Source organism: Polynucleobacter sp. 15G-AUS-farblos (assembly GCF_018882445.1).
In the GTDB taxonomy this organism is placed as follows: domain Bacteria; phylum Pseudomonadota; class Gammaproteobacteria; order Burkholderiales; family Burkholderiaceae; genus Polynucleobacter.
This window is the reverse complement of sequence record NZ_JACVOM010000001.1, coordinates 20,837-45,709: the sequence shown is the minus strand read 5'-3', so window position 1 is coordinate 45,709 and position 24,873 is coordinate 20,837. Positions and strand designations below refer to the sequence as shown.

The following is a 24,873-nucleotide window of genomic DNA, read 5'->3' as shown; positions in this document are numbered from 1 at the left end:
ATGTTTAAGAAAATATTGATTGCTAACCGTGGTGAGATAGCTTGCCGCGTCATGAAAACTGCCAAGAAGATGGGTATCAAGACGGTTGCCGTTTATTCAGAGGCCGATAAAGAGGCGCGTCATGTTCAACTTGCGGATGAGGCGGTATGCATTGGACCAGCACCTTCACGAGAATCCTATCTTGTAATAGATCGAATCATTCAAGCCTGTAAAGATACGGGCGCTGAAGCAGTGCACCCGGGCTATGGCTTCTTATCTGAAAACGAACAGTTTGCTAAACGTTGTGAAGAAGAGGGAATTGTATTTATTGGGCCAAAGTACCAGTCTATCGCCGCAATGGGTGACAAGATTGCCTCTAAAAAGCTTGCCTTAGAGGCAAAAGTGAATACGATTCCTGGTCATAACGAGGCGATTGCCACTACTGAAGAAGCTGTGAAGATAGCTCAAGGCATTGGTTACCCCGTCATGATCAAAGCATCGGCTGGTGGTGGTGGTAAAGGTCTGCGGGTTGCCTTTAATGATAAAGAGGCTGCTGAGGGCTTTGCAGCTTGCAAGACTGAGGCAATGAATAGCTTTGGTGATGATCGTATTTTTATAGAAAAATTTGTTGAAGGGCCACGTCATATTGAAATTCAGATTTTAGGTGACTCTCATGGCAACGTGGTCTACCTCAATGAACGTGATTGCTCAATTCAACGTCGCCATCAAAAGGTGATTGAAGAGGCGCCGTCACCCTTTATCGATCCAGCTACTCGTAAGGCAATGGGTGAGCAAGCGGTTGCATTGGCTAAAGCAGTGAATTACCAGTCTGCGGGTACTGTAGAGTTTGTGGTTGGTAAAGACAAGTCCTTCTATTTCCTTGAAATGAACACCCGTTTACAGGTTGAGCATCCAGTAACCGAGAGTATTACTGGCTTAGATTTAGTAGAGCAAATGATACGAGTGGCTGCCGGTGAAAAGTTAGCCTTCAAGCAAGAGGACGTCAAGCTCGATGGCTGGTCTTTGGAGTGTCGTATCAATGCGGATGATCCATTCCGCAACTTCTTACCCTCTACCGGCCGTTTGGTAAAGTACCGTCCTCCTGAATCTATTGATGGAGTTCGCGTAGATACTGGCGTTTACGAGGGGGGCGAAATACCTATGTATTACGACTCCATGATTGCCAAGTTGATTGTGCATGGCAAGGACCGTACTGAAGCCATTGAAAAAATGCGTTTGGCCTTAAATGATTTTGTGATTCGAGGCATTCATTCCAATATCCCATTTCAGGCCGCCCTGTTGCAGCATCCCCGTTTTGTTTCAGGAGACTTCACGACAGGCTTTATTGCTGAGGAGTATCCAGAAGGCTTTAAGAAGGATTCCGTTCAACCTGCAGATCCTAAGCGGATGGCGGCATTGGCAGCATTCATGCGCTATCGTTATCTTGAGCACATCAAGATGATTGATGGTCAGTTAGCTGGCCATGAAATGATTATTGCCAAGAAATTTGTGGTGGTTACAGGCTCAAAAGTGGGATCTATGCTTGATCCGTATGAAGTGCCTATACGTGTAGAGTTGAAAGATGGTGTTTACTCTGTCTATATTGATGAAGCGGATGGCGTAAGTCGCTATGACATTGTGAGTGATTGGCGCCCTGGTCAAATCTGTCTCAATGCTACGATTAACGGAACTCACAAGATTACCGCTCAAGTTGAGCGCCGTGGAGTGAGATATGTTCTAGTTTTAGATGGCGCCCATTATGAGTGTATGGTGCTCAGTCCCTTGGGTGCCGAGCTTCAGCGTCGTATGCCTGTGAAGTTGCCACCTGACACTTCAAAATTGGTCATGTCGCCAATGCCTGGCTTACTTACTAAAATTGCTGTCAAAGCCGGTGAAGCAGTCACTGCTGGTCAAAAATTAGCTTCGATTGAAGCAATGAAAATGGAGAACACCATTTCAGCGATGCAAGATGGTGTTGTAGCAGAAATTTGCGCCAAAGAGGGTGATAGCTTGGCGGTCGATCAACTCATTATCCGTTTTGAATAAGGATTGACTATGTCGAATATCAGCAATAAACCTTTTAAAATTTTAGGTATACAGCAAATTGCGATTGGTGGGCAAGACAAGACTCGTCTCAAAAAATTATGGATCGATCTCTTGGGATTTCAATACAAAAGTACTTTTGTTAGCGAGCGTGAAAACGTAGACGAGGACATTTGTGGAATTGGTTCTGGAGTTCATGAGGTAGAGGTGGACTTGATGCAACCCTTGGATATTGAAAAAAAACCAGCTGTACATCAGACCCCCTTAAATCATGTTGGCTTATGGGTCGACGATCTGCCTAAAGCGGTAGAGTGGCTTTCTGCTAATGGTCTTCGCTTTGCTCCAGGTGGAATCCGCTCAGGAGCGGGGGGTTTTGACATTGCTTTTGTTCATCCCAAAGGCAATGATGAGTTTCCATTTAGTGGTGAGGGGGTCTTGATTGAATTGGTACAAGCCCCTCCCGAAGTGATTACAGGATTAAGTTCATAATCAACCCCTTTAGTTGATAAAAAAGGGTTTGAGTTGATGCATATCTTAGCCATCGATACCTCATCAGCTTGGTGTTCGGTGGCTTTATCTGTCAGTGATCAAGCTCCCTTATATAGACACGAGGCCGTGTCTGCAGGAGCTAGTCAACTTCTGTTACCGTGGATAGACGATTTGCTCTCCAGAGCTGATACTCCTTTATCTAAATTGGATGCTATCGCTATAGGCGTGGGTCCTGGCGCTTTTACCGGTGTTCGTTTGGGTCTAGCAGCGGTTCAAGGGCTTGCTATTGGCGCAGAGCTTCCAGTAATCCCTGTTGCGAGCTTAGATGCACTTGCATTGCAGTTAATTCAAACTCCCCGGTTCAAAACTAGCCAAGCCAGAAATTTTGTCATTGCTGTAGACGCTCGTATGGATGAAATTTACTGGGCCCGATTTGAGATGATGAGCAACGCAATTCCAGTCAGAGTAGGTGAGATTCATTTATCAAAACCAGAAGAACTCAACTTAAACGATATTCAGTTTTTGGCAGGCAGCGCTATCAGAGAGTATGGCCAGAGACTATCTTCAAGTCAGCATGCCAAATTGGCCCCAGAATATTGGGATGATGAGCTAAGTATCTCTGCGCTTGGGGTATTGGAAGTGGCCAAAATTGACTTAAACAAAGGTAAGCAAATTCCCGTTTCTAAGCTGGAGCCTCTCTATATTCGCAATAAAGTCGCTCTGACGACTGAGGAAAGAATGGCTATCAGTAGCCCTGGAATGAGTTCTTCATGAGTGCCCAGGAGACTTCATCTATTCAAGGCGTAACAGAATTGTCGTTTATGCCCATGCAGACGGGTGATCTCGATGCTGTTTTGGAGATTGAATCTATTTCTCACCTTCATCCGTGGACTCGTGGAAATTTTAGCGACTCTTTAGCTGCAGGTCATTGGGCCTACTGCATACGACCACAGTTAGACCAGGCTGTCCGGGGCAGCTTTTTAGATCCAAATATACTTTGGGCTTATTGCATTCTGTACCCGGCTGTTGACGAACTGCATTTATTAAACATTACAGTTACGCCCAAACTTCGCAAACTGGGCTTAGGCAGTAGATTGATGACTGCAATTGAGGGTGTTGCTGCACAACAAAAGATCCCTAGAATCATATTAGAGGTTAGGCCATCAAATTCTGATGCTGTCAATCTCTATCAAAAACTGGGCTATGAACAGATTGGTGTTCGCAAAAGTTACTATCCAGCGGATAAGACGTCCGGAACTCGTGAAGATGCGCTGGTCCTAGCTAAATCGATTAAGCTTGAGGTATGAGTAATTCGCATTCAAGCTTTCTAAAAGAGATGGGCATCACGGAGTGGATCTCTCGTGAATCAGCTCCAGTAGGAGATTCATTTAAACCGATAATGGCAAGCTCTGAGGATTCTGCGTCACCTAGAAATCAAGAGCCCCAAGTTGCTCAAGAACCGAGATTCTTTTGGTGGTTTATAGGGGATCAAACCCAAGGTGACGCCCAACTTCTTTTTCAAAATATTGTTCGCGTTTTGGGTCTTGGACCACAAGAATGGTCATGGCTAAAGCCCTCTGAAAAGCTAAATATGCTTATAAGCTCTGCACCAGAAATTCCCGTAGTAGCACTTGTTTTTGGAGGACCTGCTGCTCAAAAGATTACTGGTGAGCGCGATTCACTTCCACAGTTGCGCGAAACCGTATTAGCAATTGATGGCGACGGTCTTGAGGATATTCCAGTAGTGGCTACTTTTGATTTATCGCATCTCTTAAGCAAGCCCAAAGATAAAGCCTTGCTTTGGCAAGATCTCTTACTTGCTAAATCTGTACTTCAGAGTCTTTAAATTGAGTAGGGCGTAACTTAGTGCTTATGCTCGCCGATGAGATGCATAGAGTCATACTCAGCTTGATTTCTGGCATGGCGTTTAATAACCAACCACATAATGGCGCTCACTGCTAAACCAAATCCAATGATGACAAATTGGATCGGTACATCCAGCCAAATGAGTAATGAATAGACCAATAACATGGTGAGCACTGAAATATTTTCGTTGAAGTTTTGCACCGCAATTGAATGGCCTGCAGACATGAGAACGTGTCCACGGTGTTGCAATAGCGCATTCATTGGAACAACAAAATAACCAGCAAGCCAGCCGACCAAAATAAGTAATATATAGGCGGGCAGTAAATTCAGCGACACCTCTAGCTTTCCAATTGTCATGAGAGTGGTATTGGGTAGCATATCGCTGTTATAGATAGCCAAGATGCACACCACCAATCCCATGGCGATGCCATAGGGTAGAACATTTAAAGAGTTACGCAAAGGGATGCGCCAAGCAGCATAAACTGCGCCACCGGCTACACCTACTGCTGAGATCGCCTGAAGAATGGCGCCTTGAGAAAGATTCATGTTTAGCGCCACTTGGGCCCACTTAATCACAATGAATTGCAAGGTAGCGCCAGCACCCCAGAACAAAGTTGTTACTGCTAAGGAAATTTGTCCTAAGCGATCATCCCAGAGTGTCTTAAAGCAAACTGAGAAATCCTTGATTAATTCAATTGGATTAGTCTTTTGGGTAACGTAGCGGGCACCTGTATCTGGAATTCTTAAATTAATCAGAGCAGCTACAACATAAATCATCATGATGATGAGGATGGCGGATTCTGCTGGAGTGTCTATCCCGGTCTCTAAACTAGGCATGTCCAGAGCCAAAAGGCTTTGCGATACGCTACTGCTGATCAGAACACCACCCAGGACAGTTCCCAAAATAATGGAACTCACCGTTAAGCCCTCAATCCAGCCATTTGCAGCAACCAATTTTTCAGGGGGTAGTAATTCGGTCAGAATTCCGTATTTGGCTGGGGAGTAAGCGGCTGCCCCAAGACCGACAATGGCATACGATAAAAGGGGGTGGCTGCCAAAAAGCATGGCAACACAGCCTACAAACTTAATGGTGTTAGTGATGAACATCACATTGCCTTTGGGGCGAGAGTCTGCAAAGGCCCCAACGAAGGCTGCAAGGACTACATAGGACAATACGAAGAACAATTTGAGCAACGGCGTCATCCAGGCCGGAGCACTAAGCTGGACCAAAAGGGCAATAGCCGCGATCAGGAGAGCATTATCAGCAAGCGACGAAAAAAATTGCGCCGCCATAATGATGTAAAAGCTACGGTTCATTCGTACAATCTAGTCATGAATGTTATTAAAGCATGAAAGGGCGGGTGAATATGGGTAGTCCAGCAAATGGCCTGATAAACAGACCAATTTTGGCATCTATTCACACAGAAGCCTTTCAGCATAACTTAAATCGAGTTCGGGCCCTCGCGCCAGAATCTAAGATTTGGGCGGTCATTAAGGCTAGGGCGTATGGGCATTCTTTTAATGCCGCTATCGAGGGTTTGGCCTCTACTGACGGCTTTGCGCTATTGGATATAGAGGATGCCCGTTGGTTGAGGCAGCAGGGCTGGGAGGGCCGTATCCTACTTTTAGAGGGTTTATTTCATGAAAATGAGCTGGACCTTGCTCAGCAACTAGATTGCGATTTAGTGGTTCATTGTGAAACTCAAGTGCAGTGGCTGGAGCATTTTGAAGGTAAAGCCCATATGCCCTTTAATGTCTTTTTGAAGATGAACTCTGGGATGAACCGACTAGGGTTTAAGCCATCTCAATACAGAACTGTTTACCACCGCCTTCATGCCGCCGGATACCACCTTCACCATATGACCCATTTTGCAAATGCAGATCAAGTCGATCAGCAGCCATCCGTAGGCAAACAGATGGAGGTCTTTAGTCAAACAATTGAGGATCTTGATGCCCCCACATCCCTTGCAAATTCCGCCGCTATTTTGTGGCATCGAAATGCGCTTGGAGACTGGGTACGTCCAGGCATCATGCTCTATGGAGCATCACCTACAGGAAAATTTGCGGACATCGAACATGCAAACCTAAGGTCTGTTATGCAACTCCACAGTGAAATCATTGATATCCAAGAATTAAATCCTGGTGATCGTATTGGTTACGGTGGTCGATACGAAGCAACTGAAGCAATGCGGGTTGGGATAGTGGCTTGCGGCTATGCGGATGGCTATCCACGGCATGCAAAAGACGGCACTCCTGTTTGGGTCTTTAATGCTACTGACGATGGTGCCGGACTGTCCTGTCCTATTGTTGGCCGCGTTTCAATGGATATGTTGACGATAGACCTTCGAAACGCCCCAAAAGCCAAAATTGGCTCTGTCGTGGAATTATGGGGCGATCAAGTGCCGGTAGATGAGGTTGCTCAAATGAGTGGCACTATTGGCTACGAATTACTTTGTGCAGTAGCGCCCCGCGTGCCAGTATCAATTAAATAATTACTTATTCCAGATCTGCCACCATTTACGTTCTCTTTTAGAGCGCATGCCGGTTTCTAGCATTGGACTATCTGGAAAGTTCAATTTAAATACCCGAGCCGTATCATTACTTAGCTCAACCATACCTAGTTTTTCATAAGACTTATAGAGCAGGTAAAGCGCCTCTTCAACTGCAGGGGCGCGATCATAATCACGGACAACCAACTGCGCACGATTAGCTGCAGCTAGATAAGCTCCGCGTTGGTAGTAAAAGCGAGCAATAATCACATCGGCCTCGGCTAGTGAGTTCACGATGTAGCGCATCCGATCTAGTGAATCAGGCGCATATTTACTATTGGGGAAGCGCTCCACTACAACCTTGAAAGATTCAAATGCATCCTTGGCTGCTTTAGGATCTCGCTCGCTCAGGTCTTGTCCAGTGAATCTACCAAGCCACCCAAGATCATCATTAAAGGTGATTAAACCTTTGAGATAGTAGGCGTAATCTAAATTTGCATTTCCTTGGTGTAATTTAATGAAGCGATCAATCGAGACTAAGGCTTGAGTTGTATCCATTGCCTTCCAGTAACAATACGCAGCATTAATTTGTGCTTGCTGAGAGTAGGGGCCAAATGGAAAACGCGCTTCTAGTTTTTCAAAGTATTTGCCACATTTTCCAAAGTCTGCATCATTTAATTTTTCAGTTGCCTCAGAATACAATTTGGCCTCTGACCAGGTATCGGTATCGTCCTTTTGACCATCGCTACCTGCGCAGCCAGTTAAAAGGATTGTTGCCACCAAACTCAGAAGGAATAGGGTAAAAAGCCTTGAACTAGTAAATAGAGCTGATTTAGGCGAAGCAGAATCCACGGCAAGCCTTAAACTGGCATCTAAAACTACGTCGGACATAACTGAAAGGCTTCTTAAGCGTGGCATTGCCGCAAACTCCTGATTCGAATCCCATTGATTATATCGATGATGAGGATTTCATTGCCCTAGAGATTCCCCAAGACATGGCTGGTGAACGCTTGGATAAGGTCCTAGCAAGCTTTTTGCCTGATTATTCCCGCAATCGCTTGAAAGCATGGGTTGAAGCGGGGGCGGTTATGGTCGACGGCAAGGTAACAAAAGCCCGATATTTACTTCATGGTGGTGAAAGTATTAAGGTTTTTCCACAAGAGATGCCTGAGCAGTTTGCATTTAATCCTGAGGATATTCCTTTGGAGGTTATTTATGAGGATCCGTCGATCATTGTGATTAACAAGCCTCCGGGTTTAGTGGTTCATCCTGCTGCAGGAAACTGGTCTGGAACTTTGCTGAATGGCCTTTTATTTCAATATCCAGAGCTCAAAAATTTGCCGCGTGCTGGCATCGTTCATCGCCTCGATAAAGATACTTCTGGGTTGATGGTAGTTGCAAGAACCTCGCAAGCGCAGACCGCATTGGTAAAACAACTTCAAGAGCGAACGGTTGGAAGGCGATATTTAGCATGGGTATGGGGTGAAGCACCAAGTCAAGGCAAGGTATTGGCAACAGTAGGGCGCGATCAACGCGATCGTCTAAAAATGGCGGCTGGAACTGCACAAGGTAAACCTGCCGCAACATTATTTCGTCGCTTAGCCAAGGGCTTATTTAATGAGGCCTCTTTGGCATTACTTGAGTGCCGCTTAGAAACCGGACGTACCCATCAAATTCGGGTTCACTTGGAGTCCTTAGGGCTGCCAATCTTGGGCGATCCTGTTTATCGAAAAAAAGCGCCTGCTGCATCAAAGTCTTTACCCTTTGCAAGGCAAGCCTTGCATGCCTATGCGCTTACCCTTGAGCATCCTTTAAATCATGAGTTGATGACTTGGTTTCAAACCCCTCCAGAAGATTTAATGGAGCTAATGCCAATTGTTGGGATAAGTTCTGTTGACTTGCCAAAGCATGAGACTTTATTAGCATCAATTCACAATGAGCGGCGGGAATGAAGTTTATAAAGCCCATTTGGCCAGCCCCTTATCAAGTGCACTCCTTAGTGAGTACACGTTTGGGTGGTGTGAGTAAGATCCCTTACGATTCTCTTAATCTTGGAGACCATGTCGGCGACAGTTTGGAATTGGTTGCGCACAATCGTGATTTGTTACGCAGGCATCTTCCATCAGACCCCATTTGGTTAAATCAAGTTCACAGCACCCTTGTGAGTACCCCAGATCAACGTATTAATATGACTGGCCAACCTATAGTTGCGGATGCCATTATTAGCGTTACCCCAAATGAAGTTTTAACCATCATGACAGCAGATTGTTTGCCTGTTTTGTTTACGGCAAATGATGGGTCCATTATTGGGGCCGCTCATGCTGGATGGAAAGGCTTATGTGCTGGAATTCTTGAGAATACTGTTTCTGAAATGCTGGCTTCTAGAAGCCATCTGAAAAGCTCAGATTTATTGGCTTATATGGGGCCAGCTATTGGTCCCAAGGCTTATGAGGTGGGTGAGGATGTATATAGTGCCTTTCAATCATCGAGCATCAGTATTAAAAAGGGCGACTTTCAAGCCATACCCAATAAAAAGGGTAAATATCTAGCTGATCTTTACTCCATCGCTACAAATCGTTTGCTAGCCATTGGGTTAAAACAAGTTGCTGGTGGTCAGATGTGCACTTTCAGTGATTCAGAGCATTTTTATTCATATCGTCGAAATGGTGTAACTGGTCGATTTGCCTCCATGATTTGGATTGCTAAATAGCAGTCTTTAGTGATTCATCGGGGTTACTACTAGATTTGCCCTAGGGCTAGGGTTATTGCGTATAACCCTATATTCCTTCTAGATGGAGAATGACTACTCATAAATGAAGAGAATATTATGTTTGCAGGCATGAATCACGGCGCCACCCCATCTTTGGCAGCGCACCATATGGCGTTAATTCCGCCTGAGCGTTTGACAGAAATTCAAAAAGAATATTTCACTGAGTTGGCCCATATAGCGACCAACCCAGAGGCAATTGAAGTGAAAGATCGTCGTTTTGCAGGTAAGGCCTGGAATTCATCCTGGAGCAAGGTCATTGCCGCTACCTATCTCTTGAACTCAAAACACTTAATGGCTTTAGCTAAAGCAGTTGAGACGGATGAAAAGTCAAAGCAAAAGATTTTATTTACAACTGAACAAATGATTGATGCGTTATCGCCATCGAATTTCATTGCAACCAATCCAGAGGTACTTGAAAACATTATTAGTACCCAAGGGCAATCGATTCAAAAAGGAATTGTCAATTTATTGGGAGATATGAAAAAAGGGAAAGTCTCCCAAACGGATGAGAGCGCATTTGAAGTTGGTAAAAACATTGCAACTACCGAAGGCCATGTTGTATTCCGAAATGAATTATTTGAATTAATTCAATACACGCCACTAACAGAGCAAGTATTTGAACGACCATATTTGATGGTGCCCCCTTGTATTAATAAATACTACATACTGGATTTGCAGCCCGATAACTCAGTAGTGCGTCATATGGTTGCCCAGGGTCATACGGTCTTTTTGGTTTCATGGAAGAATCCAGATCCATCTATGGCTGAGGTAAGTTGGGATGACTATGTAGGTAAAGGTGTTATTAAATCAATCGATGTTGTAAAAGAAATTGGTGACACGGATCAAATTAATATTCTTGGCTTCTGCGTTGGCGGTACCTTAACAACATCTGCCTTAGCCGTCTTAGCGGCGCGCAATGAGCATCCTGCCGCTAGTTTGACCCTGTTTACTACCTTGCTTGATTTCACCAATACCGGCATTTTGGATGTCTTCATTGATGAGGGCATGGTTGAGATGCGTGAAAACACTATTGGCGGCAAGGGTGGTAAGTACGGAATGATGTCTGGCTTAGACCTTGGCAATACCTTTTCTTTTCTACGTCCAAATGATCTCGTATGGAATTATGTTGTGGAGAACTACCTGAAAGGTAACTCTCCGCCACCATTTGATTTGCTTTATTGGAATGGCGACTCTACGAATCTTCCTGGTGCTATGTATTGTTGGTATTTGAGACATACCTACTTACAAAATGACTTAGTGAAGCCTAATAAGGTCACTATCTGTGGCGAAAAAATCGATTTAGGCAAGATTAAATGCCCTGCCTATTTATATGCATCACAGGAAGATCATATTGTTCCATGGCAATCTGCTTATGAATCTACCCATTTGCTCAAGGGTAAAAATCGTTTTGTACTTGGTGCATCTGGTCATATTGCTGGAGTCATTAATCCGCCGGCTAAGAATAAACGCTATTACTTTGAGAATAATAAGATAGCGGCAACAGCGGAAGAGTGGCTGGAAGGGGCAAAACAAATTCCAGGAAGTTGGTGGCCAAACTATACAAAATGGCTTGAACAATTTGCAGGTAAGCAAAAGTCTGCAAGTACAACATTTGGAAATGCGAAGTATAAAAAAATGGAAGCTGCTCCCGGCGTTTACGTCAAGGAAAAAGCGGATCTTGCAATTAAGTAAGTGAATGATTAATGAAGGTTTTTAAAAGGGGAAAGTAATGTCTCAAAAAGTCGCATATGTAACTGGTGGCATGGGTGGAATTGGTACCGCAATTTGCCAGCGTTTAGCCAAAGATGGTTTTAAGGTCATCGCCGGCTGTGGCCCTAATTCACCTCGTAAAGACCGCTGGATTGGTGAGCAGAAGGCCTTAGGATATGACTTCATTGCCTCTGAGGGTAACGTTTCGGACTGGGATAGTACGGTAGCAGCGTTTGAGAAAGTCAAGGCCGAAGTGGGCCGTGTCGATGTATTGGTGAATAACGCTGGTATCACTCGAGACAGCGTTTTCCGCAAAATGACTCCGGATGCCTGGAAGGCCGTTATTGACACTAACCTCAATTCACTATTTAACGTAACTAAGCAAGTGATTGATGGAATGGTCGATAACAATTGGGGTCGAATTATCAACATCTCCTCTGTAAATGGTCAAAAAGGCCAGTTTGGACAGGCTAACTATTCCACTGCTAAAGCAGGTTTGCACGGATTTACGATGGCCCTAGCTCAAGAAGTGGCAACCAAAGGGGTTACGGTTAATACCGTTTCTCCTGGCTATATTGGGACAGATATGGTCAAAGCGATCCGTGAGGATGTTTTGGAGAAGATCGTTGCAGGAATCCCCGTCAAGCGCTTAGGTACCCCAGAGGAAATTGCTTCGATTTGCTGCTGGATTGCATCAGATGATGGTGGTTACGCCACAGGAGCTGATTTCTCCTTAAATGGCGGTATTCATACCGGTTAAACAGCATTTGCTGATATTGAAGGAGGCGCAACACGGCTAATTTACCTTTTGGTCAAACTAGGGATAAACTATGCCGATGTTGCGTTGCGGTACTAAGTAAGGAAAACCATGGCTACTAGAGCAAAGCGAGTTGGCGAAGAGCGACTCATTAAGAAATATCCCAATCGTCGTCTGTATGACACCCAGACCAGCACTTATGTGACCTTGGCCGATATCAAGGGCTTAGTCATGGCTAATGAGGTTTTTAAAGTTGTTGATGCTAAAACCGAAGAAGATTTAACTCGCAATATTTTGTTGCAAATTATTCTCGAGGAAGAGGCTGGCGGGGCGCCAGTATTTTCATCTCAGATGCTTTCTCAAATCATTCGCTTTTATGGAAACTCCATGCAAGGTTTGATGGGAAATTATTTAGAAAAAACAATGCAGTCCTTTGTTGATATTCATAATAAGTTAGGCGATCAAACTAAGGGACTAGGTGCAGGCAGTACTCCAGAAGCTTGGTCCCAGATGCTGAATATTCAAAATCCATTAATGCAAAATTTAATGGGTAGCTATATGGAGCAAAGCAAAGACTTGTTCATCAAAATGCAGGAACAAATGCAAGGCTCACAAAATATGTTTGGCGGCTTCCCATTTACCCCTCAGCCTAATAAAACAGAAAAAGAATAGTTGTGGCGGGAAAAATTGGGTTTGTATCCTTGGGTTGCCCTAAGGCGCTAGTAGATTCAGAACTGATATTGACTCAGCTTAGCGCTGAAGGTTATGAAACCGCTAAGGATTATTCGGGCGCTGATTTAGTAGTGGTAAACACTTGCGGCTTTATTGATTCAGCGGTAGAAGAAAGTCTTTCAGCGATTGGCGAAGCTCTTGCTGAAAATGGCAGGGTGATTGTTACGGGCTGCTTAGGGGCCAGGAAAAATCCAGATGGCTCTGATCTCATACAGAGCATCCACCCTAAAGTCCTGGCCGTTACTGGACCCCATGCCACTGATGAAGTAATGCAGGCCATCCATCTTCATTTACCTAAGCCGCATGATCCATTCACTGATTTAGTGCCGTCAACCGGCGTTAAGCTCACACCAAGGCATTACGCATATCTCAAAATTTCAGAAGGCTGCAATCATCGCTGCACCTTTTGCATCATCCCAAGTCTGCGAGGTGATTTAGTCTCAAGACCCATCGGCGAAGTTCTACTCGAAGCTAAGCGCCTCTTTGAATCTGGGGTCAAGGAGCTGTTGGTAGTTTCACAAGATACTAGCGCTTACGGCGTCGATATTCAATATCGAACTGGATTTTGGGATGGTAAGCCAGTCAAAACCAGAATGTTTGATTTGGTCAATGCGCTAAATCAAATTGCACGAGAGCATCAAGCCTGGGTAAGACTTCACTATGTCTATCCATACCCGCATGTTGACGATATTTTGCCTTTAATGGCTGAATTTTCGGAGCATGGTTACGGAGTGCTGCCGTATCTAGATATTCCATTGCAGCATGCGCATCCAGATGTATTGAAAAGAATGAAACGCCCAGCAAGTGGCGAAAAAAATCTTGAGCGGATTTTGGCTTGGCGTGAGGCATGTCCTGATTTAGTTATCCGCAGCACTTTCATTGCTGGCTTTCCAGGTGAGACCGAACAAGAGTTCGAATATTTATTAAATTTCCTTGATGATGCTCAAATCGACAGGGCTGGTTGTTTTGCATACTCACCTGTTGATGGGGCAATTGCTAATCAACTTGATAATCCTGTGCCTGATGCGATTCGTGAAGAGCGTCGAGCTAGATTTATGGCTAAAGCGGAAGAAATATCCATCAAGCGTCTGACCAAAAAAGTGGGTAAGCGCATCCAGGTCCTAATTGACCGCGTGGATGAATCAGGCGGAATTGGGCGAACCATTGGTGATGCCCCTGAAATCGATGGCCTGGTGAGGGTTCTACCCGCAAATAAACCCTCAAAACGCTATCGGTCCGGAGAAATCATACGGGTAACCGTTGTTAGCTCCCAAGGGCATGACCTAATAGCCGAAACTTGAAGTATGTTATTAAATTGTTTGTTGAAGTCTTAATTAAGTGTAATAAAGCCTAATTTTTAGGCACAGCTAAGGGGATTGATATGAGTCGTGATGTCGTAGTTTTGAGTGCTGTTCGTTCCGCAATTGGTTCCTTTAATGGCTCCCTCAGCAGTTTTGAGCCTTCTGAACTTGGCGGTATTGTGATGAAAGAAGCTGTTGCACGCTCTGGTGTAGATCCAGCATTGATTAACTATGTCACAGTGGGAAATACCATTCCAACTGATAGTCGTTATGCCTATGTTGCTCGTGTTGCAGCAATTCAAGCAGGTCTGCCAATGGAATCTGTGGCGATGGCCTTAAATCGTCTTTGTAGCTCAGGTCTTCAAGCGATTGTTACAACTGCCCAGCAAATCATGCTCGGCGATTGCGATTATGGTGTTGGCGGCGGCGTAGAAGTGATGTCCCGCGGTATGTATGGATCACCAGCAATGCGCAGCGGTGCTCGCATGGGTGATACCAAGATGCTCGACTTGATGGTTGCTGTTTTGACCGATCCTTTTGGCGTTGGACACATGGGTGTTACCGCTGAAAATTTAGTTGAAAAATGGAAGTTGACCCGCGAAGAGCAAGATGCGCTGGCGATGGAATCTCATCGCCGTGCTGCCCATGCCATTAAAGAAGGTCGCTTTAAATCTCAAATCGTTCCAATCACCATTAAGTCACGCAAAGGCGATGTGGTTTTTGATACTGATGAACATTGCAAGCCAGACACCACAATGGAAACCCTCGGAAAAATGAAGGCTGTGTTTAAGAAAGAAGGGGGAAGCGTTACTGCTGGAAATGCATCAGGTATTAATGATGGCGCAGCATTCTTTGTTCTTGCAGATGCAGAAACAGCGAAGAAGGCGGGTCATAAGCCAATCGCACGTCTGGTTTCTTATGCGGTCGCTGGTGTGCCAAACCATATTATGGGTGAAGGCCCAATCCCAGCAACCAAGCTTGCTCTCGAGCGCGCAGGTCTCAAGCTTGATCAAATGGATGTTATTGAGTCCAATGAAGCTTTTGCAGCACAAGCTTTGGCTGTTACAAAAGGCTTGGGTCTAGATCCGGCAAAAACAAACGTGAATGGTGGCGCGATTGCGCTTGGTCACCCAATTGGTTGCTCTGGTGCTGCAATTGCTACTAAAGCAATTCATGAACTGCAACGAGTTCAAGGTAAGTACGCACTAGTAACAATGTGTATTGGTGGTGGTCAGGGTATCGCTACAATTTTCGAGCGCATGTAAAACCAATTACTATGATTACTAGAAATATGCTCTAGGCAATCAAAAGTAAGGCAGCATCTAAGCCGACGTAGTCAAAAGCTGCGTCGGCTTTTTCTTTAACTACTGGCTTAGCTCTGTATGCAACACTGATGCCGGAGCCAGTCATCATGATGAGGTCATTCGCTCCATCGCCCATCGTCATGGAATTGACTTTAGTACAGCCTAAATTACTGCAGACCTCATCTAAATAGAAAGCTTTAGCAAAGCCATCAACAATGTCTCCCAAGACTTTGCCAGTCAGTCTGTTGTCTATGATTTCGAGGGTATTAGCTTGTGTCCGCTTCAGGTCAAATTGCTGTCTTAACTTCTCAGTAAAGAAGGTAAATCCACCCGAAACCAATAAAGTAAAGATGCCGCGCTCATGGGCGCCTGCTAAAAGTTCAGCAGCGCCAGGATTTGGGCGTAATCTTTCGCGATAAACAGCCTCTAAGGTGTCTGCAGGCACTCCTTCTAGTAGCGCAACACGACGACGAAGGCTTTCCTTGAAGTCTTTAATTTCACCACGCATAGTGGCTTCAGTAATCTGGGCAACAGCCGCTTTTTTTCCTGTGAAATCAGCAATTTCGTCAATACACTCAATATTGATTAAGGTTGAGTCCATATCCATAGCTAACACGCGAATAGGATTTGTATTGAGATCAGGCTTTAAAAAACATAGATCTGCGCTGTATTTATTAGTAATCAAGCGCAAGTGCTCTCGCTGTTGTGTGTCTAGGAGTTGATTGCTAACCCAGCGTTCTGAATAATATGTGCCATTAAATGATTGCTCGCCTTCGGTATGTAAGCTTGCGCCATATTGAAGTGCTGCTTCTTTAAGCTCAAAACTGAACTTCTGCGCTATAGGGTCACGAGAAATCGCAAGGAGAGTAAGCAGGGACATAGTATTAATCATAATCGTGATTATTTAATTTGCTTGGACAGTATTGAGCATGGCTGATTCATTCAGGCGACGCAAGACCTGACGGATTGCATCGAGCCGTTGCTCTAACTTTTCAAATTCACGGTCTTTTTGCGGCAATATCTTCAGCTTATCTTGTCCATTGAGTTGAATATATTTTGAGCTTTGAATGAGCTGAATAATCTTCATGGGATCTAATGGTGGATTGGGAATGAACTGAATTTGAATAGAAGCGGGGAAAGCATCAATCTTCTTTATTCCAAAGCCAGCCATTTCTAAACGTAGTCGATGGGTTTCGTAGAAGGATTTAGCCTGATCAGGAAGATCGCCAAAGCGATCTACTAATTCTTCGCGCAAACCCATTAGCTCTGAAAAGTCATTTGTACTAGCAAAGCGTTTGTATAAAGACAGTCTTTCATGCACATCAGGGCAATAATCATTAGGGAGTAGGGCAGGTACTCCCAAGTTAACGTCAGTAGTCGCCTGTAATGGGGCAAGTAGATCTGGTTCTTTTCCACTGCGCAAAGATTTCACTGCACGATTAAGCATCTCTGTATACAGCTGAAAACCGATCTCGTGTATTTCACCTGATTGTTTATCGCCAAGTACTTCTCCGGCGCCGCGGATTTCAAGATCATGCATTGCCAAATAAAAGCCAGAACCCAATTCTTCCATGGCTTGAATCGCATTTAAGCGCAATTGCGCTTGTTTACTCAGCGCCTCAGGATCTGGAACTAATAGATAGGCATAGGCTTGATGATGGGATCGACCTACACGCCCCCTAAGTTGATGGAGCTGAGCTAAACCAAATTTATCTGCTCGGTGCATGATGATGGTATTTGCAGTAGGTACATCAATACCAGTTTCAATAATAGTGGTGCATAGCAAGATATTGGTTCTTTGCGTAACAAATTCACGCATCACTGATTCCAGCTCTCGTTCATGCATTTGTCCATGTGCTACGCTAATACGGGCTTCAGGAATCAGTTCTTGTAAAGCGTGCTTACGGTTTTCAATCGTTTCCACTTCGTTATGTAAGAAGTAAACTTGACCGCCTCGCTTAATCTCACGTAGTACGGCTTCTCTGATTACGCCATCACCTTCGCGACGAACAAACGTTTTAATTGCTAAACGTTTTTGCGGGGCTGTAGCAATAATGGAAAATTCTCTAAGGCCTTCCATTGCCATCCCGAGTGTTCTTGGTATCGGTGTTGCAGTTAGGGTTAGGATATCTACCTCTGCACGCAGGGCCTTGAGGGCATCCTTTTGTCTTACGCCAAAGCGATGCTCCTCATCCACAATGACTAGACCAAGATTTGCAAATTGCGTTTCTTTTGAAAGCAATTTATGAGTGCCAATTATGATATCTGCTTCACCTTTGGCTATTGCCTCTAGTGCAGCATTAATTTCCTTAGTAGTTTTAAAGCGAGAGAGTTCAACGATACGGACAGGCCAATCAGCAAAGCGGTCTTTCCAGGTGGCAACATGTTGTTCAGCCAGTAGAGTGGTCGGTGCTAAGATAGCAACTTGTTTGCCGCCCATCACTGCCACAAAGCTCGCGCGCAAGGCCACCTCAGTCTTACCAAAGCCAACATCACCGCAAACCAATCGATCCATCGGGCTGCCACTAGTCATATCGCCAATGACGGCGGCAATTGCATTTGCTTGATCAGGCGTTTCTTCAAATCCGAAACTCTCAGAAAAAGCTGCATAGTCATGGGCAGAAAACTCAAATGCATGACCTTTGCGAATCGCTCTAGCAGCATATAGACTTAAAAGCTCCGCCGCAGTATCTCTAATCTGTTGGGCAGCCTTACGTTTGGCTTTATCCCACTGTCCTGAACCAAGCTGATGTAGCGGGGCTGAATCTGGATCAGATCCCGCATAACGAGTGACCATTTGCAGTTGTTGTACAGGGACATAGAGGGTAGCCTGGCCTGCATATTGCAGATGAAGAAACTCTTCAAAAATAGGTGTTTCTTTAGCTGCAGCAATATTGAGGAGGACTAGCCCCTGATAGCGGCCAATTCCATGTTCTGCATGAACAACCGGATCTCCAATCTTGAGCTCAGATAAATCCTTAAAGAGCATGTCTGGATCAGCACTCTCAGACCCCTTACCTTTACGTCTTTGTCTTGCCGTCGCAGTAAATAACTCTGCTTCCGTTATAACAATTAAATTTTGATCTGGCCAAGAAAAGCCATTAAATAGAGGTGCTGTAACTAATCCAAATGAGGCTTCACTCTTAATAAAATCAGCAACACCTTCAAAGCCCTCAGGCTTGAGTTGGAAGAGGGGTTTACCATTTGCGCCGGCTACTGAATTACTCTCTTCCAAAAGTTGACGAATAGATTCCTTACGTCCTGCGCTATCGGCACATATCAGTAGCCGTACTTTTTCTGCTGATACTAAAGCCCGAAGCTTTGCAATAGGATCAGCATCTCGGCGATGAACCGCTAGATCTGGAACTGGATAAAAGTGTGCTTGATCCGATGAGTCAAATTCAAGGGCTATACGTGCATGTGGTTTGGCAGAGGAAAAAAATTCATCTACATCTAAAAATAATTGCTTAGGCGGAAGAATGGGTCTATCTAAATCGTGCTTTAAAAATTCATAGCGAGACTGGGTATCTTTCCAAAATCCACGGATGGTTTCCTCAATATCGCCAGCACTCCAGATCCATACTGGGTCGCCAGAGCGAGGGAAGTAATCAAAGAGACTTGATTGTTCTTCGAAAAACATTGGTAGATATGATTCAATACCAGCGCTTGGTATGCCTAAGTTTGCATCCTTGTAAATTGAGCAACGGGTAGGATCGCCTTCAAAAACTTCGCGCCATCGATTTCTAAAGGCGGTACGCGATACGTCATCGAAAGGAAATTCGTGACCAGGAAGAAGACGAACCTCTTTTACTGGATAAAGACTGCGTTGGGTGTCTGGATCGAAGGCCCGTATTTGTTCGATTTCATCACCAAATAGGTCAAGACGATATGGAAGACTGGATCCCATCGGAAATAGATCAATTAATCCACCTCGAATGCTGTACTCCCCGGGCCTCATCACTGCACTTACTGGGTCATACCCAGCTTGCTGAAGTTGCAGCTTTAGTGCGACCTCATTTAACTTGTCACCTTGCCTAAAGAAAAAGGTATGGCCTGATAAAAAATGGGGAGGACCAAGTCTTTGTAATGCTGTAGTGATGGGAACCAAAACAATGTCGCAACTACCATTCAATAACTCATAAAGGGTAGCTAGTCGTTCAGAGACTAAATCCTGATGTGGTGAAAAGTGGTCATAAGGAAGAATTTCCCAGTCTGGAAGTAGGCGAGTCTTTAACTGAGGGGCAAAAGCAGGTATTTCTTCTAAGAGCCTTTGCGCCTCTTGAGCTTGGGCGCAAAAGATCACCATCACTGAAAAAAGACTGCGATATTGGATGGCAGATTGGGCTATTAAAGCGGCATCAGCCGAGCCTACTAGGCCCGAGAAGGTAAAGCGCTGCCCAGCCCGTGGAGCGGGTATGGGGGTAACAAGATTTAATGCATCAGACATCTTGGCTCATTATAGAATCAGGCATGGGTTTCACAAATCAAACCAGCAAGAAGTGTCATGCGCTCCTACCTACAGCGGGCTCTGGGCTGCGCCTCGGTGGTGAACTGCCAAAACAATTCCAGCTGCTGGCAGGAAGACCGATGCTGGAATATGCTCTTGGGGCATTTATAGAATCACCACACATTGAGTCAATATGGCTTGGTGTGAGTCCAGGCTTTGTTGATCATCCGCTGTTAAATAATCTTGTTATAGGCAATAAGCCTATTCACGTTCTCCCTACTGGTGGACCAACTCGTCAAGAAACAGTACGCAATACCCTAGCCGCGATGCTGGATTCAGGTTTGGATCAGAATGATTGGGTTCTGGTTCATGATGCTGCACGCCCAGGGATTACCCCTCAGTTAATTGAGAAGTTGATTCATGCAGTTGGTGCTGGAAATGCGGGGGGCTTATTAGCCATTCCATTGGCAGACACTCTTAAGCAAGCAGATTTAGATTCCGTCATTGCTGGCAATATTCCTCATTCTGAAAAGACGATTCCGCGAGCGCATTTATGGCAAGCTCAAACGCCGCAGATGTTTGGTATTCATGATTTGCATGAAGCACTTGTCAATGCCATTCGGCTTGAAGCTGATATCACCGATGAAGCTAGCGCCATGGAGTTAGCAGGCTTTCAGCCTTTATTGATAGAAGGCGCAATTCGCAACTTCAAGGTGACTCATCCTGCAGATTGGGATTTAATGCAATTGTTACTCCAGTCAACTCAAAAATAATCCTAAGCCTATGACTCAAGTCCCACTACACATTCCTCAATTCCGTATTGGGCAGGGCTATGACGTCCATGCTTTGGTAACAGACCGCAAACTCATTCTTGGTGGTGTTCACGTGCCTTATGTAAAAGGTTTATTGGGCCATTCTGATGCAGATGCCTTGCTGCATGCTTTAACGGATGCCTTGTTGGGTGCCGCTGGCCTAAATGATATTGGCCAGCTATTTCCAGATACTGACCCACAATTTAAGGATATGGATAGTCGTATATTGCTCAGAGCGGCCTTGCAAAAGGTTCAAGCAGCTGGCTTTCATATCGGAAATGTCGATGCCACGATCATTTGTCAGAAGCCTAAGCTAGCAGAATTCCTGCCAGAAATGGTACGCAATATTGCTGCCGATTTAGCTGTAACGCCCAGTCACGTCAATCTAAAAGCCAAGACGAACGAATTGCTTGGGCATTTGGGTCGAGGTGAGGGTATTGCAGTTCATGCCGTAGCCCTAGTCTATAAGGCTTAATACCCCAGTAATCTGTCTTGCTAGCCACCAATCTGACCTACAAGATCCTCTAAACCCCCAAGCATTGTAGAATTACGGTCTTTAGAGTGAAGTTTAGGCTTGGCAGTGTTTGCGGATATCGCGAGGATGGCGAAATTGGTAGACGCACCAGGTTTAGGTCCTGACGCCAGAAATGGTGTGGGGGTTCGAGTCCCCCTCCTCGCACCACAAGATTGCCACTTGGCCTGGACTTCACATACCCTGATCTTCAATTAAGAGACGAGAATGGCTGTGCAAATAGAAAACTTAGGTTCACTGGACCGTAAAATAACTTTGGAGTTCGCTCGCGCCGATTTGGCAAAAGCACGTGAAGCCCGCTTAGCAAAAGTTGGTAAGACCATGAAAATAGCTGGATTTCGTCCTGGCAAAGTTCCTAAGAATATTGTTGAAAAGCAGCACGGTATGCAAGTGGATTACGAGCTTCAGTTTGATAAAGCCGCCGAACTCTTTTATGAGCTCAGTCAGAAAGAGGGAATTGCACTTGCTGGCCAACCAAGACTCGAACCAAAAAGTGAGCTCGGAGCTGACAAAGTTGTTTTTGAAGCCTTTTTTGAAGTGCTGCCTGAAGTCAAAATCGGAGACATTAGTAGTGCAGAAGTCAGCAAGTACACCACTGAAATTGGCGATGCAGAAATTGACCGCGCAATAGATGTTCTTCGTAAACAGCAAGTGCATTACCATCCACGCGGCCAAGCTGGTGCGCACGGTGATGGCGGTGCCAATACTGCAGCCCAAGCGGGCGATCAAGTAGTAATCGATTTCGTTGGCAAAATTGATGGCGTTGAGTTTGCTGGCGGTAAAGCTGAAAATTTTGAATATGTATTGGGCGAAGGTCGCATGCTTCCAGAATTTGAGGCAGCGACTTTAGGGCTAAAAGCAGGCGAAAGTAAATCATTTCCATTGAGCTTTCCATCCGATTACCATGGTAAGGATGTTGCCGGTAAAACTGCTGAATTTACAATTACTGTGAAGTCAGTGAACTGGGCTCATATGCCAGTCGTTGATGATGCTTTCGCTTTGTCACTAGGTATTACTGAGGGTGGCGTTGCCAAGATGCGCGCCGACGTAAAAGAAAATTTAGATCGAGAAGTAAAGCGTCGCATCACCACGTTATTGAAAGGTGAAGTGATGGAGAAATTAAACTCTATTTGCGATCTAGATGCGCCCAAATCTTTAGTAGCTTCGGAACAAGAACGCTTGGTGGAAGGTGCTCGTCAGGATCTGACGCAACGCGGTGTTCCCAATGCAAAAGATGTACCAATCCCCGCAGAACTGTTTGCTGAGCAAGCTCTCAAACGCGTCCGTTTGGGCCTTATTTTGAGTGAGTTGGTTAAAAAGCAAAACTTGACAGCGACGGCCGATCAAATTAAAGCTGAAATTGATGAGCAAGCTGCTACATACGAGGACCCGAAAGAAGTGGTTCGTTGGTTCTACAGCAATCCAAGCCGTCTAAAAGATATTGAAAACCTAGTTTTAGAAGATAACGTCATCAAATACTTCACATCGCTTGCTAAAGTGACTGATAAAGCCGTAAGCTTTGAAGAATTAAGTAAGCTTAATTAATCGTTTCATTGCCACCTATTACTTTTAAAGGGCTCTCAACATGAACCATCTCCAATCTGAATATATAGAACCACAAGGATTGGGCTTGGTTCCCATGGTGATAGAAACCTCTGGTAGGGGTGAACGTGCCTACGATATTTACTCACGCCTATTAAGAGAGCGCGTTGTTTTCTTGGTGGGTGAGGTGAATGATCAAACTGCAAACTTAGTCATTGCACAGCTTCTCTTTTTGGAGAGTGAAAATCCTGACAAAGAGATTTCTTTGTACATTAACTCTCCGGGTGGCTCAGTATCTGCTGGTCTCGCAATTTATGACACCATGCAATTTATAAAGCCACATGTGAGCACTCTGTGTATGGGCATGGCGGCAAGTATGGGCGCCTTCTTATTGTGTGCTGGTGAAAAAGGTAAGCGTTACGCATTGCCTAATTCTCGAGTCATGATCCATCAACCGCTTGGTGGAGCTCGTGGGCAAGCTTCGGATATTGAAATTCAGGCGCGTGAGATTCTGTATCTGCGTGAGCGTTTGAACAAGATCTTAGCCGACCGCACTGGTCAATCTATTGATACGATCGCCAAAGACACTGATCGTGATAATTTCATGTCTGCTGAGCAAGCTCGTGAATATGGTCTGATCGATAAAGTGATTGATAAGCGTCCTTGATATTTACTAGCAACCTAGGCAAGCAAATTGAGCGATACCAACTCCAATAATTCAACAGATAAAGTTCTGTATTGCTCTTTTTGCGGCAAAAGCCAGCATGAAGTAAAAAAGCTCATTGCTGGGCCATCTGTTTTTATATGTGATGAGTGCATTGATTTATGTACAGACATTATTCAAGAGGAAATCGCTAAACTTCCTAAAGAGACTGGCGATGAAGCTTTGCCAACCCCTCACCAGATTCGCGAAAATCTCGATCAATATGTGATTGGTCAGGACCATGCTAAAAAAACCCTAGCAGTTGCGGTTTACAACCACTACAAGCGTCTTCAATACTTGCCTAAACCTAAGAAGGTGAAGTTGGATAAAGATGGTAAGCCAATTGAAGCGGCAGATAAAAAAGAAACCAAACTTCCAGCCAAGGCGATGGTTGATGGAGTTGAACTAGCTAAAAGCAATATTTTGTTGATTGGGCCTACAGGCTCAGGCAAAACCTTGCTGGCACAAACATTAGCTCGCATGCTCGATGTTCCTTTTGTAATGGCTGATGCCACCACCTTAACTGAAGCGGGTTATGTTGGTGAGGATGTTGAAAACATTATTCAAAAACTATTGCAAGCTTGCGACTACAACGTTGAAAAAGCACAGCGTGGCATTGTCTATATCGATGAGATTGATAAAATTTCACGTAAGTCTGACAATCCATCCATCACTCGCGATGTATCAGGTGAGGGTGTTCAGCAAGCCTTACTGAAGCTGGTAGAAGGCACAATGGCTTCCGTACCCCCACAGGGCGGTCGCAAGCATCCTAACCAAGATTTTTTACAAGTTGATACAACCAATATTTTATTTATTTGTGGCGGTGCTTTTGATGGGCTTGAAAAGGTAATTCAACAACGCACTGCTAAAACCGGTATTGGTTTTAATGCCACAGTTCCCGGTAAAGATGATCGCGGTGTCAGCGATCTTCTGATTGAGGTTGAGCCAGAAGATTTAATTAAGTTTGGTTTAATTCCTGAATTGATTGGTCGTCTTCCCGTGGTGGCAACCTTGGCCCAGCTGGATGAAGAAGCTTTGATTCAGATTCTGACTGAGCCTAAAAATGCGCTAGTAAAACAATATCAAGCACTTTTGACAATGGAAGGCTCAGAACTAGAAGTGCGTCGCGAAGCCCTTTCAGCCATTGCCAAGAAGGCGATTGCCCGTAAGACTGGTGCTCGAGGACTTCGGTCTATCCTTGAAGGCTCTTTAATGGACGTGATGTACGACTTACCGTCTTTAAAGAACGTCCAAAAAGTGGTTATCGACGAATCCAGCATTGCAGAGGGTGGAAAGCCTCTGTTAGTTTATAAGCTAGATGCTGAACAGCCAGAATTAAGTAAAAAAGCTTAATTTCTTAGGGTTTTCGCTATTTTTAAGGCATTTTTGCCTCTTTT

The 24,873-nt window shown here is 44.8% G+C and carries 22 protein-coding genes and 1 tRNA gene; 19 read left to right on the top strand and 4 right to left on the bottom strand.

Translation table 11 applies throughout. The features are described 5' to 3' along the window. Genes accC through ICN41_RS00185 form a run of 5 tightly spaced genes read left to right on the top strand, consistent with a single transcriptional unit; the run spans position 1 to position 4,357 of the window. Complete coding sequence (gene accC / locus ICN41_RS00205) at positions 1–2,025, top strand: acetyl-CoA carboxylase biotin carboxylase subunit (protein ID WP_216290814.1); 2,025 nt, start codon at positions 1–3, stop codon at positions 2,023–2,025. Between the two features lie 9 nt (positions 2,026–2,034). Then, a complete protein-coding gene (locus tag ICN41_RS00200) occupies positions 2,035–2,511 on the top strand; it encodes a VOC family protein (protein ID WP_216290813.1) in 477 nt (158 codons plus the stop codon). A gap of 36 nt (positions 2,512–2,547) precedes the next feature. Continuing rightward, positions 2,548–3,285 carry a tRNA (adenosine(37)-N6)-threonylcarbamoyltransferase complex dimerization subunit type 1 TsaB gene (gene tsaB / locus ICN41_RS00195; protein WP_216291356.1) on the top strand — a complete coding sequence of 246 codons (738 nt, stop codon included), beginning with the start codon at positions 2,548–2,550 and terminating at the stop codon, positions 3,283–3,285. Then, positions 3,282–3,818, top strand: a complete 537-nt coding sequence (gene rimI, locus ICN41_RS00190) for a ribosomal protein S18-alanine N-acetyltransferase (protein WP_216290812.1) — start codon at positions 3,282–3,284, stop codon at positions 3,816–3,818. The genes tsaB and rimI overlap by 4 nt, the downstream gene beginning before the upstream one ends. Beyond that, positions 3,815–4,357, top strand: coding sequence for a DNA polymerase III subunit psi (locus ICN41_RS00185; protein ID WP_216290811.1), 543 nt, complete (start codon positions 3,815–3,817; stop codon positions 4,355–4,357). Before rimI ends, ICN41_RS00185 begins: the two co-directional genes overlap by 4 nt. Before the next feature lie 17 nt (positions 4,358–4,374). Here the strand turns inward: ICN41_RS00185 and lplT are convergent, their stop codons facing one another. Then, on the bottom strand, positions 4,375–5,694 hold the full coding sequence (gene lplT, locus ICN41_RS00180; protein WP_216290810.1) for a lysophospholipid transporter LplT: 1,320 nt from the start codon (positions 5,692–5,694) through the stop codon (positions 4,375–4,377). Between the two features lie 74 nt (positions 5,695–5,768). On the opposite strand from lplT, the gene alr reads away from it, so the two are divergent. Then, entirely contained in the window at positions 5,769–6,869 is a 1,101-nt protein-coding gene (alr, locus tag ICN41_RS00175; RefSeq protein WP_216291355.1) for an alanine racemase, read from the top strand. On the opposite strand, the gene ICN41_RS00170 is transcribed toward alr, so the two are convergent. Further along, complete coding sequence (locus tag ICN41_RS00170) at positions 6,870–7,757, bottom strand: outer membrane protein assembly factor BamD (RefSeq protein ID WP_216290809.1); 888 nt, start codon at positions 7,755–7,757, stop codon at positions 6,870–6,872. Positions 7,758–7,777: 20 nt separating this feature from the next. Here ICN41_RS00170 and ICN41_RS00165 point away from each other — a divergent pair, with 20 nt between their 5' ends. The 7 genes from ICN41_RS00165 (at position 7,778) to ICN41_RS00135 (ending at position 15,401) form a co-directional block, all read left to right on the top strand. Further along, entirely contained in the window at positions 7,778–8,818 is a 1,041-nt protein-coding gene (locus tag ICN41_RS00165) for an RluA family pseudouridine synthase (protein ID WP_216290808.1), read from the top strand. Further along, the gene (pgeF, locus tag ICN41_RS00160) at positions 8,815–9,576 is read left to right on the top strand and encodes a peptidoglycan editing factor PgeF (protein ID WP_216290807.1); all 762 of its coding nucleotides are present in this window, start codon (positions 8,815–8,817) and stop codon (positions 9,574–9,576) included. The genes ICN41_RS00165 and pgeF overlap by 4 nt, the downstream gene beginning before the upstream one ends. A gap of 117 nt (positions 9,577–9,693) precedes the next feature. Beyond that, the gene (gene phaC / locus ICN41_RS00155; protein ID WP_216290806.1) at positions 9,694–11,328 is read left to right on the top strand and encodes a class I poly(R)-hydroxyalkanoic acid synthase; all 1,635 of its coding nucleotides are present in this window, start codon (positions 9,694–9,696) and stop codon (positions 11,326–11,328) included. Positions 11,329–11,365: 37 nt separating this feature from the next. Continuing rightward, positions 11,366–12,106, top strand: a complete 741-nt coding sequence (locus tag ICN41_RS00150; protein WP_216290805.1) for a 3-ketoacyl-ACP reductase — start codon at positions 11,366–11,368, stop codon at positions 12,104–12,106. 108 nt (positions 12,107–12,214) lie between these two features. Beyond that, complete coding sequence (phaR, locus tag ICN41_RS00145; RefSeq protein WP_216290804.1) at positions 12,215–12,775, top strand: polyhydroxyalkanoate synthesis repressor PhaR; 561 nt, start codon at positions 12,215–12,217, stop codon at positions 12,773–12,775. 2 nt (positions 12,776–12,777) lie between these two features. After that, a complete protein-coding gene (gene rimO, locus ICN41_RS00140) occupies positions 12,778–14,136 on the top strand; it encodes a 30S ribosomal protein S12 methylthiotransferase RimO (RefSeq protein WP_216290803.1) in 1,359 nt (452 codons plus the stop codon). An 80-nt stretch (positions 14,137–14,216) separates the two neighbouring features. After that, the gene (locus ICN41_RS00135; protein WP_216290802.1) at positions 14,217–15,401 is read left to right on the top strand and encodes an acetyl-CoA C-acyltransferase family protein; all 1,185 of its coding nucleotides are present in this window, start codon (positions 14,217–14,219) and stop codon (positions 15,399–15,401) included. Between the two features lie 31 nt (positions 15,402–15,432). Here the strand turns inward: ICN41_RS00135 and serB are convergent, their stop codons facing one another. After that, positions 15,433–16,320 carry a phosphoserine phosphatase SerB gene (serB, locus tag ICN41_RS00130; RefSeq protein ID WP_216290801.1) on the bottom strand — a complete coding sequence of 296 codons (888 nt, stop codon included), beginning with the start codon at positions 16,318–16,320 and terminating at the stop codon, positions 15,433–15,435. 24 nt (positions 16,321–16,344) lie between these two features. Further along, entirely contained in the window at positions 16,345–19,887 is a 3,543-nt protein-coding gene (gene mfd, locus ICN41_RS00125) for a transcription-repair coupling factor (RefSeq protein ID WP_216290800.1), read from the bottom strand. Between the two features lie 23 nt (positions 19,888–19,910). On the opposite strand from mfd, the gene ispD reads away from it, so the two are divergent. The 6 genes from ispD to clpX all read left to right on the top strand — a co-directional run bounded on the left by ispD (position 19,911) and on the right by clpX (position 24,829). Continuing rightward, positions 19,911–20,660, top strand: coding sequence for a 2-C-methyl-D-erythritol 4-phosphate cytidylyltransferase (ispD, locus tag ICN41_RS00120; protein ID WP_216290799.1), 750 nt, complete (start codon positions 19,911–19,913; stop codon positions 20,658–20,660). Between the two features lie 10 nt (positions 20,661–20,670). Further along, complete coding sequence (gene ispF / locus ICN41_RS00115) at positions 20,671–21,174, top strand: 2-C-methyl-D-erythritol 2,4-cyclodiphosphate synthase (RefSeq protein ID WP_216290798.1); 504 nt, start codon at positions 20,671–20,673, stop codon at positions 21,172–21,174. 120 nt (positions 21,175–21,294) lie between these two features. Beyond that, positions 21,295–21,381: transfer RNA gene (locus ICN41_RS00110), tRNA-Leu, on the top strand. 57 nt (positions 21,382–21,438) lie between these two features. Beyond that, positions 21,439–22,776: a trigger factor gene (tig, locus tag ICN41_RS00105; protein WP_216290797.1), complete on the top strand. Its 1,338-nt coding sequence runs from the start codon at positions 21,439–21,441 to the stop codon at positions 22,774–22,776. 40 nt (positions 22,777–22,816) lie between these two features. After that, positions 22,817–23,440, top strand: coding sequence for an ATP-dependent Clp endopeptidase proteolytic subunit ClpP (clpP, locus tag ICN41_RS00100; protein WP_216290796.1), 624 nt, complete (start codon positions 22,817–22,819; stop codon positions 23,438–23,440). Between the two features lie 27 nt (positions 23,441–23,467). After that, positions 23,468–24,829: an ATP-dependent Clp protease ATP-binding subunit ClpX gene (gene clpX, locus ICN41_RS00095; RefSeq protein ID WP_216290795.1), complete on the top strand. Its 1,362-nt coding sequence runs from the start codon at positions 23,468–23,470 to the stop codon at positions 24,827–24,829. Positions 24,830–24,873 lie beyond the last annotated feature (44 nt).